Raw genomic sequence first — 12,459 nt, forward strand, 5'->3', positions numbered from 1 at the left:
GATCGTTGATTACTTATTTTTAAAAAGGACTGCAAAGATACTTTTTTATTTTAAAGTAAATATAATTTCAGCCATTCTTTATTAAATATTTCTGTGGATCAATTGATTATCGACCTGCTTTGCCATAAATACACAATTTTTCAGCAAACTTTCAAAGCTTATTAATTCAAAACGATGAACCTATTCATTCATATTAAATTGTATTATCATAACTTATATATTAATTTTGTGTAAAACTATCAACCTATGGATTTTTGCCACCTACATTGCCACACCCAATATTCATTATTAGATGGAGCTTCCGATATCGGAACGATGATGGATAAGGCAGTTCGAGATGGACAAAAGGCTGTTGCACTTACCGATCACGGGAATATGTTCGGTGCGTTCAAATTTGTTGCCGAGGCTAAAAAGAGAGGCATTAAAGCGATCGTAGGTTGTGAATTCTATCTTGTCGACGATCGTCACAAGCAATCATTTCTTAAGTCTAAAGGTGAAAAAGATAAGCGATATCACCAGTTGATGCTTGCTAAAAACCAGAAAGGCTACGAAAATCTCTCTAAATTATGTTCTCTAGGATTCATGGAAGGCCTGTATGGAAAGTTTCCAAGAATTGACAAAGAACTTATTCTGCAGTATTCAGAAGGATTAATTGCAACAAGCTGCTGTATCGGTGCCGAAATTCCACAAGCGATATTAAGAGGAGATCTCGAAGGTGCTGAAAACAAATTAAAGTGGTGGATCGATCTATTAGGAGAGGATTTTTATATAGAATTACAGCGTCATAGAGGTCTAGAAAATATTGACCAAACTGGCGTTTCTCAAGAAGACATCAACCAAGTTTTACTAGGATTTGCTAAGAAATATGACGTTAAAGTCATCGCTACGAATGATGCCCATTATGTAGAGGAAGAAGATTCGAATCCACATGACATCTTACTATGTGTCAATACTGGAAATAAAAAGTTAGATGAAAACCGATTCAAATTTTCAAGTTCTGATTTTTATTTCAAGACCAAGCAGGAAATGACAAGCATCTTCAGTGATGTGCCGTTTGCGATCGATAATACGATGGATATTTATAGTAAAATAGAAACTCCTCAGTTAGAGCGAGATATTCTATTACCTAACTTCCCGCTTCCTGCCCAATTTAAAAATCAACCAGATTACCTCCGACACTTAGTTTATGAGGGATCGAAAATGAGGTATGGTGAAATCACAGAAGTGATTCGAGACCGAATTGAATTAGAGTTAGGTATTATAAAGAATATGGGATTCGATGGATACTTCCTCATCACCCAGGATTTCATTGCGGCAGCAAGAGATATGGGAGTGGCAGTAGGTCCAGGTAGAGGTAGTGCTGCAGGTTCCGTAGTTGCATACGCACTGAAGATTACGAATATCGATCCTATCGGATACAACCTACTTTTTGAGCGATTCCTAAACCCCGAGCGGATTTCAATGCCGGATATTGATATAGATTTTGATGATTATGGCCGACAACAAGTAATCGACTGGGTAGTCGATAAGTATGGGAGGAACCAAGTAGCGCAGATCATCACTTTCGGTACGATGGCTGCAAAGTCCAGTATTCGTGATGTTGCAAGGGTGATGGACTTACCACTAGATGAAAGTGATAGAATTGCAAAATTAGTACCGTCTAAACCTGGTACTAAGTTCAAAAGTATATTTGGAGTAACGGAAGCAGAAGCGAAAGCAAAATGGCAAGGTGATGACTTCAGTGCAGTCCAGAAATTACAAGAAATTTCTAAGCAGAATGATCTATCAGGTCAGGTGTTAACATTGGCACAGAAACTAGAAGGATCTATAAGAAATACAGGTATACACGCAGCAGGTGTCATCATTGCGCCAGATGATATAACTAATTATATACCAGTCTCAGCTTCGAAAGATACAGATCTACTGATTACTCAGTTCGACGGAAGTGTAGTAGAAGATGCCGGAATGCTAAAAATGGATTTCCTGGGTCTGAAAACATTATCCATTATAAAAGATGCTATCGAAAACGTCGTTCTTCGATTCGGTGAAGAAAAGCGCATCGATCCAGATGATATTCCTGTAGATGATGAAAAAACTTATGAATTATTCCAACGAGGAGACACCATCGGAATATTTCAGTTTGAGTCTGAGGGAATGAGAATGAATCTTAAGGAATTAAAGCCTACTAACATTGAGGATTTAATTGCCATGAATGCATTATATCGTCCAGGCCCGATGGATCACATTCCTTCTTTTATCCGTAGAAAGCACGGCGAAGAGGAAATTGTCTACCCTCACGAGTGGTTAGAAGATCTGCTCAAACCCACGAACGGTATTATGGTTTACCAAGAGCAAATCATGCAAACCGCCCAGATCATGGCGGGTTACTCACTAGGCCAAGCAGATATGCTTAGACGGGCCATGGGTAAAAAGAAGAAAAGTGAAATGGATCGTCACAATGAAATATTTGTGAAAGGTGCTGTCGAAAAAGGAGTAGACAAAGACCAAGCAAATGATATATTTCAGATCATGGCCAAGTTTGCAGAGTATGGTTTTAACCGATCTCATGCTGCTGCCTATTCGATCCTTGCCTTCCAGACCGCTTATCTGAAAGCCCACTACCCTGCCGAATTTATGGCTTCCGTTCTTACCCATAATAAAAATGATATGGATAAGATCAACTTCTTCTTAAGAGAAGCGAAACGGGTAGGCGTGAAAGTGCTAGGTCCGGATATCAATGAAAGCCACTTGAATTTCACGGTTAACGATGCTGGAGATATTCGTTTCGGCTTGTCGGCGTTAAAAGGTGTAGGAGAAGGCCCAGTGAGCGAGATTCTTAGAGGAAGAACCACTGATGGCCCTTTTAAGAATATTTTCGATCTTACTAAACGGTTAAACTTAAGGGCCGTAAATAAGAAATGCTTAGAAAGTCTAGTTCTCGGTGGCGCCTTTGATTCTACCGACGACGGAAACAGGGCTAGGTATTTTCAGCCGTCTGACAAGTATGACACCTATATAGAGCATGCATCTAAATACGGGAACGATTACCAAGCACAGAAATCAATGTCTGAAAATTCCCTTTTCGGCGACTTGAGTGAAATGTTTTTGACAGAGCCAGAAATCCCAGTTTGTGAACCGTGGAATTCATTAGAGAAGTTAGAAAAGGAGAAGTTAGTAACAGGAATCTATATCAGTGGTCATCCGCTCGATGACTACCAATTAGAGATTAAGAATTTCACGAATTGTCCATTAGACAAGGCACAAGATGTATATGGCACCACATTAAAAATGGCAGGGCTAGTTACGCAAGCTTTCCACGGTGTATCTAAGAGAGGTACTGGATATTGCCGATTTGCATTGCAGGATTATAATGGAACGTTAGAACTGGCACTTTTCTCTGAAGATTTTATGAAGTATAATGACTTAATTCAGAATGGTGAAGTGCTTTATATCGAAGGTCATTTTGAGAAAAACAAACACAGTGATCGAGTATTTTTTAAAACGAAGGACATTAAGTTGTTAGATACCATCGGGAAGCAGCTTACTAAGTTTATTACCGTTTTAATACCAGCGAAGTATGTTAACCAAGACTTTATAGAAGATTTAAGCGCATTATGCACAACACACGAAGGAGAACATAAGTTAAAAATGGTAGTGATCGATCGTAAAGAAAAAGTGAAACTGAATCTGATCTCGAATCAATACAAAGTGAATGTTAACCACGAATTTGTGGCTGTACTAGATAAAATGAACATTAAATATCGTTTGAATTAGATGATTTATTTATTATTTTTTTTAGGTCAATTTTTTAATAGTAGTTCCATAATAAGTGTTACTACTTATGAATATGCGTCGGCTTCTGACACTTTAAGGTATCAGATTTTCGAACACTATGATGATTTAGAAAAAGAAATTCTTGTCCCTAAAGACGGAGAAATTCTAGTGGTCAATTTTTGGGCTACTTGGTGTGGACCTTGTGTTAAGGAACTACCTTATTTCGAGGAATTCAATGCTGCTAACAAAGACCGCAATATCAAAACAATATTAGTCAGTCTAGATTTTACAAACCAACTCAAGAAACGATATGTTCCATTCATAGAAAAACATCAACTTAAGTCTGAATTGTATATCCTAGATGATATGGATGCTAATACTTGGATCGACAAAGTGGATCCTTCTTGGTCAGGTACAATTCCAGCAACACTGATTATAAGAGGAAGTGAACGTGTATTTACTGAAACCGAAATGGAGTCGGTAGAAGATATAGAAAACTTAATTAAGCAACTCTAAAATAAAAAATGTTATGAAAAATGTATTTCTAAAAAGCTCAGCTTTACTGTTATTGTTCTTTTTTACTTTGGCGCTGACTGGGCCCGCTGATGGTTACAAAGTAGGTGATAAAGCAACTAATTTCTCCTTGAAAAACATCGATGGTGAAATGGTTTCGCTAAGTGATTATCCGGACGCGAAAGGCTACATTGTTATTTTTACCTGCAACGAATGTCCGTATGCTAAGATGTATGAAGATCGAATCAATGAATTAAATAATAAGTACGCTTCACAAGGATATCCTGTAATTGCAATTATGCCGAATGACCCGAATATGCAGCCAGGTGACAGTTTCGAAAACATGCAGAAAAGAGCCAAGGAAAAGGGTTTTACGTTTCCATACCTAATAGATGAGGGTCAAGAAATATTTCCTCAGTATGGTGCACAGAAAACACCACACGTATACTTGTTAGACTCAGATCATATAGTAAAATATATCGGAGCAATCGATAACAATCCGAAAGATCCAAGTGCGGCAAGTGAAAAGTATGTTGAAAATGCAATCGAAGCGCTAGAAGCCGGAAGTAATCCTGATCCGAGCATGACTAAGGCAGTAGGATGCGGAATCAAGAAAAAAAGAGCGTAAGTGAACCTTTAAGCTTCATTTATACAAAAATTAATTTCAGATAAAAAAGGTAGCCAATGCTTAGTGCGTTGGCTACCTTTTTTAATTTCAGAAGATAGAGTAGCATTCAGATGCCAGTATTTATAATTAAAAGATCCTTTGAATTTAACTAGAGATCTAAATGTGAATGCAATGGCATCTGTGGTTGACCTGAATTTAGATCGAGAGAAAGGGAGTAAATTAAAACTAAGTGTCCTAGACTCTAGACAAAACAAAATTAGAGTACCAAATTTGATGCAATTCTAAAATATCTATTGTGATATGTCGTCAATGAAAGAGATTTAATCGAGAGTATGAACACTAAAAAATTGACATAAAAAAAGATGAGACTGACCTTCATTGCTTAAGCCAGTGCTCATCTTAATATTATTGAGTAATATATATTGTCTATAGCTATTAGGATAGCTATGTATAAAAATCTTATTTCCTGCTATCTTAGAAGAGTGACATCTCCTCTGAGTAATACTTTTTCTTCATCGATTAAAGTTACCTTAGCATAGTAACTATATACTCCAGGACCTACATCGACTCCATTTGCTCTACCATCCCAGCCATCAGTTCCGCCACTATTAGGGCTTAAGTTTCTAATTTGATACATTTCATTCCCCCATCTGTCAAAAACTCTGAATTCATCTATACTCTGAATTCCTCGTCCTGTGAAGGCATTAAAATAATCATTGAAACCATCTCCATTAGGTGAAAAGGCATTCGGAAAGAACACTCGTACAATCTTAATGACCTCTACTAGGAGTTCATCTTCTGCAGTACATCCTTGGTCATCTTCTACATTTACCGTGTAGAGAGTAGTTTTGTTCGGGAAGATGGCAATTCTGCTGCAATCATCATTCAAGCATCCAAAATCTGTATTGGGCTCCCAATTTAAAGCATTAATTGGGTTAGGGCCTTCTACAATTACATTGATAACCGTAGAACTATCGCCCAGGTCAACTTGGATATCTGGTCCTAGATTCAAAATCAATTCCTCTGGTTGTTCAATGGTAAGTGTGGTATCAAATGAACATCCTGTATTATCAAAGATGGCAATATCGTATACCCCTGCAAAAACATTGGCACAACTATCAATATCCATCAAAGGTCCATTGTTAATTGAGAATCTAAATCCTGCTCCTGAACCACCAAAAACTTCATTGATACTAATACACGTTCTATCGCCGAAGCAAATAGGCTCAGCTGGTGTAGGAATATCTGCGGTTATAGGTTCTGGGGACATTATGATATAGGAAGTTGAATCGATACATCCATTAGCATCCGTCACCGTCACTTTATATTCACCAGGTCCTAGTCCACTTGCCGAACTCGAGGTAGAAATAGCTCCTTCCCAAGCATAATTGTATCCGCTTATCTCATCACCTCCTACGACATCTATAAATACAACACCATCTTCATCACTACTACAACCTAAGTCAATCGTCTCATCTGCAATACTAGCAACCAATGAATCTGGTTCTAAAATTTCTATGGAATCAAGTGTAATACACCCATTCCCATCCGCTAATACATATCTATGAAACCCTGGAGTTAAGTCTGTAACAGAAGCTGCATCGACACCCTGATCTGGCCAGAAATAAAGGTAGCCTCCTGATCCTCCCATAGAAGCTAGTGTCGCACTACCATCATCATCACCAAAACAAGTTATATTTTCTTGAACAAATGAATCAGGATCTAACATTAACGAATCAGGCGCAGAAATGGTAAAAAACAAAGTATCAAAACATAATTCATCTACCACGACCACGAACTGTTCTCCTGCTGCCAAATTAGTTGCAGTAGAAGTGTTATTATTAGATAATGGATCCTCTTCACCTGAAGACCAGATAAATCCATACCGCCCATTGTCTACAACTCCCCCACTTGCAGTAACCGTTGCAGAACCATCTGTAGAATAAGAACACAATGTAGGATTAGAGTTGTCTAATACTATATTGATTCCATTTGGTGCAGTTAACGTTAATGTGTCTACTTTAGAACAACCATCTACTTGGGTAACCGTTACGAAGTAATCACCTGCAGGAATGTTAGACAATACTTCAGATCCATTATCATTAGGGTGATCCCAAACATAAGTATAATCACCTGGATCGTTTACTGAAATTGCCAGATTTCCATCAGGACTATTAGTACATGTAGGTTCTGTCGGAATAACATTATAGGTAAAATCTGCACCTTCTAATATTTCTCTTGAATCCGTCTGAACACAACCCATTGCATCCGTTATCGTCAGATTATATACACCTGGGCCTAAATCTTCTATCTTCGCTGTATTGTAAGGGCCGCCTGGGCCTTCCCAAAGGTAAGTTTCACTTCCATCTCCATCTACAATTCTGACTTCCAGCCCTCCTGTTGTATTTCCTTCACAACCGATGTTGTCAATGATAATTCCTTCTATCGTAAAAGAAGCGTTCTGAACCAATGTAAAATCTCTGATATCCGTACAACCATTCGCATCCGTCACGGTCACTTCATAACTACCTGCATCTAGGCCCGTACGATCTTCATCTGTAACACCATCATTCCATAAGAAAGTATAAGGCATCACACCACCTTCTGGATCGATGCCGATTGTTCCTCCATCAGTAGACGTACATGGGTATGCAGCTGATGCATTCGTAATCAATGGTTCTGGATCTATTAAAGTAAATGTAGTATCTACACGACAACCATTTATTTCATCTGTCAATGTAAGTGAATAGGTTCCCGCTCCTAACGTTTGGAAAAATACGTGATCAGGTCCATTCACTTTTATACCTGCTGGATCTGTAGGCGAATTATTCGCATCCAGATTAAAGGCTTCCCCGTCGCTAAACTCCCCATAAACTCTGAAACTTGCATCGGTATCACCTGCGCATAGTATATTTCTATCAAATTCAAATCTCGCTTCTAACTCCTTTTCTGGCTCAATGGTGAAAAATTCTTCCCAAACACAGCTTTTAGAATCTGTCACTTGAATTCCGATAAGGCCTCCTTGAACTTGATTATTGGTAACAACATCACCAACATCAAAAGAAGTGGCCATCACATCTCCTTGCCATTTTATATTATAATCTCCACTCGAATTAGGTGTACCTCCTGTGATGGTTGCCGTTATTATACCATTTGTAGATTCAAGACAGGTAGGCATTGCATCTACATTGATTTCTACATTTATAGGATCTGTACCTATAAACTCATTCCCAACAACACTACATCCATTCGCATCGGTTACCGTAACACTATAATTTCCTTGGGTTAATCGATCTATATTATCATTATTAAATATCAAGTTAGACCATTCGTAAGAATAAGAACCATCAGAAAAAGTTGTTCCTCCATTAACATTAGCTTGAATCTCTCCATTAGAGAAATTAAAACAAGAAGGATCTGTTCCAGTAAGATCTACACTTAATGGGTTTCCATTTCCGATGGTGACTGGGATGATAATATTAGTACCTGTAGCATCTGTAATTGATAATTGATACCCACTACCTGGTGCTAGGTTTCCTATAGAAATCATAGAACCTTCCATTACGTTACTACCTGAAGTAGGTGAAAACGCACCTATTAATTGGTACGAGTATGGTCCTGTTCCTCCAAAAACTTGAAATGTAAGAGAACCAGAAAAACTGGAAGCAGCTGCATTACATGTATTAACTAGTGCAGTAAGATCCGCGCCTGGGTCTATACAAGCTTCTCCTGGGTTCTGAGTCACCGTTAGTGGATAAGTAATATTAACATCATCGGGATCTTGTTGCTCGACAGAAATAGGAATGACATTCCCCGTTATAGAAATATCAGAACACCCTCCTAAAGGTGCATCATCATTCACATCAAAACAAATATCGAAAATGCAATTACCATCTGTGACATTCTGCCCTAGGCCTTGCTGATCTATCCATACTAGTCTAATAACTCCATTTGCAGCCGAACTGGTTTCAAAACTACCTTCACTAAGAAACAGCAAATTTAGATTACTGAAGGAATTAAATGTTAAAAATCTTGGATCGAATGAAATCGTAAATTGCATTGCATTAATATCTACAAAATCTTCTACGCAAAAACTTACACATTGCGAACCTCCTTGTACATCTGTAAAAGAACCGATATTAAACGTTACAGCTCCATCGTTTTCCGTAAAGCTAATTTCCATAGCTGCACCACAACTTTTCTCATCTTCCACATAAATTACATAATCTCCTTCTTCTGGCACGGTAAAATTGATCACATCATTATGAGTAAATCCCGATCCTAAGATGGTTCCCCTCACTCCAATATCGCCCACTTTATATATTCCGAGGTCGCTGTAGTTTGTGCCATCCCATTCAGCTACACCACCACTTACTTGAAAACTTCCAGCTAGAGGATTCCCTCCTACATCAGTTTGTTTATTTGAAATTTCTACTGCATTCAAGTAGATTACCTGAAATGCTTGATCTGGCCTAACGTTCACTTCACTACTCGAATTCTCTACAACAGTATTTCCTGCAAAATCATCAAAAGTAATCGGCGCAAACCACATTTCTTCTGGATCACCTCCATTAAAGAAATCTTGAACTTGTCCTTCATTGAAAAATAAAGCCTCTCCATCAACCTGATCTCTATAAGAGTAGAAACCATTTGCCACTAAGGGTGGTGGATTATCTTCTAGACCATTATCAGCAATTACATTCGAAATCGACGGGCCTGTAATACCAGGATTAGGCTGAGATTTATAAAATGCATATCCTATTCCAGGGATAGTAAGTGGATCAGGATCAGCACAAGCTGCTACACTATTTTGGTTTTCGATGGTAAATTGATCTTGATAGCAAAGATAAATTGGCCCTGGAAAAACAGTAGAATTACTCTGACCATCAAAGTTAATTAGATTAAGATCTCCTGCATCTTCTGGACATCTTGTTGTCGAGATAGTTTTCTCGCCTAGTTCAAAATACACCTCCTCAATATTTTGGGCATTTCCCATCCCCAAAAACATTGAAAAAAGGATAACCCCGAAAATTCCTCTTAAACTCATCTATGATTTTTACGTTTCCAAAATCCTGTAACTGCGCAAAGATACATAAAGGATTTCTTTAATATGTTCTGATCTTGTTTTATTCCCGCATAAAAAACGATCTACTGTCTTCAATATTGCTAAAACGTCATCCTTTATTGCACCTTTTGTTTTGACGCCGCAAATATGAAAAATGCTGCTTGATTTCCATATATGAATCTGCGACTTTGTCAGCCAGGATATATATTAACATTAATATTGTATAATGAATTTTATCAGAAGCCTTATGAATTAATAGCTCAGAGCTAATAATTCTTAAAAGACTAGCTAAACTTATTCACTATTTGCGGTACATAAACAAAAAAAAGATCATCCCCGCTTAAAAGGATGATCTGGAATAAATTTTAAAAATTAGTGTGTGAGCACCACTTTTGGTGCTGAAATTTATTTTACGAGCCCTTCCAGGCTGAAGTCTTCTTTTAAAATGTTTTTGAATCCGGTCGCTTCTTCCTTTGTCTCGAACGCTCCCATCATTACTTTATAAACTACTTTTCCATCCGCATAATCATTGAGTACAATCACTGGTTCTAAAAATTTGCTTTTTAACGCATTAACCATGTCATAAGTATTTTCGAATTCTTTAAAAACACCTAATTGGATTCTAAATTTTTGATTTGCTGGTTTCGTTGTATTAACAGACGGCTTAGCAACTTTTTGCTTCGTGTACGATTTATAAGAATCACTGATCGTTGTTTTCGGTGAACTGTTAATCGAATGCTTTACTTGAATTTTATTTTCATCCTTATTATGAAAGGTTAAAAGCTTAGCCATATTTCTAGAAGAAAGCGTCTCTTCTACCCTTGCTACTAGTTCTCCGCTCGAATTAAAAATCAATATAGTAGGAAGAACACTAACCTGAAATCTTTCTTTTATACTATAACCATCTAGATCATCTATGTCAATTTTTAATGACACATAATTCTCAGTTAACAAGCCTACAACTTCCGTATCATTAAAAGTTGTTTCCTCCATCCACTTACAAGGCGTACACCAAGTGGCATAAAAATCAACAAAAAACAGTTTTCCTTCATCGCCTGCCTTCATCTTAGCTGATTCAAAATCTCCATCAAAAAAATGAATGGAATTGGGATTGTTTTCAGCATTAGCAGAATAAAGAAACAACAGACATAACATCATGGTTATCATTCTCATAATTCATCATTTTTTGGGTAGCTAATACATTACGTAATTCTGCAACTTATTATCTACTGGTTTCTAACAATTTAGATTATGCAAAAAGGATACCAATTCGAAAATTCGCAGTAATTTAATATGATTTTTAATTCATTTTTCAATTTATTATATACATATTACATTGTATATTAATGCTATATAGTTAATTATTATTCGTCATGCGAAATGTGAAGAAAAACCATTATTCATTTAATTTTAGAATATTGTTAACATTTTTCATAGTTTCGCACCTCAAATTGAATTTCAATTATGGGTAAAACCACAGCGGCAATAACTGGTGTCCACGGATACGTTCCTGAATACGTCCTTACTAACAAGGAGTTAGAACAGATGGTAGAGACTAGTGATGAATGGATAACTTCCAGAACAGGAATAAAAGAACGTCGAATTTTAAAAGGAGAAGGCTTGGCTGCTTCTGATATGGGCGTTAGTATGGTTCAAGGTTTGTTAGAAAAAACAAATACGAATCCAGATGATATAGAAATGGTTATATGTGCTACTGTAACAGGTGACATGAGATTTCCAGATACAGCTAATATTATCTGTGATAAGGTAGGAATCAAAAATGCTTTTGGTTATGATATAAATGCTGCTTGTTCAGGATTTTTATTTGCCCTTACTACTGGTGCTCAATTCATAGAAAGTGGCCGACTAAAGAAAGTTATCGTTATCGGTCTAGATGTAATGTCTTCTATCGTAGATTATACGGATCGGACTACTTGCGTTATTTTCGGAGATGGTGGAGGAGCTGTGCTTCTTGAACCGAATGAAGAAGGTTATGGATTAGTTGATTCTGTTTTTAGAGGAGATGGTGCAGGTAGAAACTATCTTAATATGGCAGGCGGTGGTTCATTACACCCGGCTTCAGAAGAAACGGTTAAGAAAGGTATGCATTATATATTCCAAGAAGGTCGGCCTGTTTTCAAGGCCGCAGTAAAAGGAATGACAGAGACGGTACAGCAGATTTTTGATAGAAACAATATAACGAAAGATGAGATAGACTGGTTAGTTCCGCATCAAGCTAATATGCGTATTATTAATTCAGTCGCAGCTTTTGCAGATTTCCCAATCGAGCGTGTTATGATAAACATAGAGAAATACGGAAACACAACTGCAGGAACCCTCCCACTTTGTCTTTGGGATTATGAAGACAAGCTTAAGAAAGGAGATAATTTAATATTAACTGCTTTCGGAGGTGGATTTACTTGGGGCTCCACCCTACTAAAGTGGGCATATTAACTTATATTAGATTAAATTTTAAAAA

Annotated in this window: 6 protein-coding genes; 4 read left to right on the plus strand and 2 right to left on the minus strand. The window is 37.4% G+C overall.

The genetic code is table 11. The annotated features are described in order from the left end of the window. The first annotated feature begins 246 nt into the window (after nt 1–246). The 3 genes from dnaE to L2586_RS07165 are packed head-to-tail and all read left to right on the plus strand — an operon-like array spanning nt 247 to nt 4,915. Nucleotides 247–3,774, plus strand: coding sequence for a DNA polymerase III subunit alpha (gene dnaE / locus L2586_RS07155; RefSeq protein ID WP_235292149.1), 3,528 nt, complete (start codon nt 247–249; stop codon nt 3,772–3,774). After that, nucleotides 3,775–4,290, plus strand: coding sequence for a TlpA disulfide reductase family protein (locus L2586_RS07160; RefSeq protein ID WP_235292150.1), 516 nt, complete (start codon nt 3,775–3,777; stop codon nt 4,288–4,290). It abuts the gene before it with no gap. Between the two features lie 13 nt (nt 4,291–4,303). Then, nucleotides 4,304–4,915 (plus strand): thioredoxin family protein, encoded by a 612-nt coding sequence (locus L2586_RS07165; RefSeq protein WP_235292151.1) that lies wholly within the window; start codon nt 4,304–4,306, stop codon nt 4,913–4,915. Between the two features lie 469 nt (nt 4,916–5,384). Here the strand turns inward: L2586_RS07165 and L2586_RS07170 are convergent, their stop codons facing one another. Beyond that, entirely contained in the window at nt 5,385–9,962 is a 4,578-nt protein-coding gene (locus L2586_RS07170) for a T9SS type B sorting domain-containing protein (protein WP_235292152.1), read from the minus strand. A 423-nt stretch (nt 9,963–10,385) separates the two neighbouring features. After that, a complete protein-coding gene (locus tag L2586_RS07175; protein ID WP_235292154.1) occupies nt 10,386–11,153 on the minus strand; it encodes a thioredoxin family protein in 768 nt (255 codons plus the stop codon). Between the two features lie 291 nt (nt 11,154–11,444). Between L2586_RS07175 and L2586_RS07180 the strand changes: the two genes are divergently transcribed. Further along, nucleotides 11,445–12,434 (plus strand): beta-ketoacyl-ACP synthase III, encoded by a 990-nt coding sequence (locus L2586_RS07180; protein ID WP_235292155.1) that lies wholly within the window; start codon nt 11,445–11,447, stop codon nt 12,432–12,434. Nucleotides 12,435–12,459: the final 25 nt, after the last annotated feature.

Source organism: Portibacter lacus (assembly GCF_021533215.1).
Taxonomy (GTDB): domain Bacteria; phylum Bacteroidota; class Bacteroidia; order Chitinophagales; family Saprospiraceae; genus Portibacter; species Portibacter lacus.

Bases quoted from the DNA above. Each gene is read 5' to 3' on its own strand.
- L2586_RS07160 (WP_235292150.1), top strand. From the start codon at position 3,775: ATGATTTATTTATTATTTTTTTTAGGTCAATTTTTTAATAGTAGTTCC.
- L2586_RS07175 (WP_235292154.1), bottom strand. From the start codon at position 11,153: ATGAGAATGATAACCATGATGTTATGTCTGTTGTTTCTTTATTCTGCT.
- L2586_RS07165 (WP_235292151.1), top strand. From the start codon at position 4,304: ATGAAAAATGTATTTCTAAAAAGCTCAGCTTTACTGTTATTGTTCTTT.
- dnaE (WP_235292149.1), top strand. From the start codon at position 247: ATGGATTTTTGCCACCTACATTGCCACACCCAATATTCATTATTAGAT.
- L2586_RS07170 (WP_235292152.1), bottom strand. From the start codon at position 9,962: ATGAGTTTAAGAGGAATTTTCGGGGTTATCCTTTTTTCAATGTTTTTG.
- L2586_RS07180 (WP_235292155.1), top strand. From the start codon at position 11,445: ATGGGTAAAACCACAGCGGCAATAACTGGTGTCCACGGATACGTTCCT.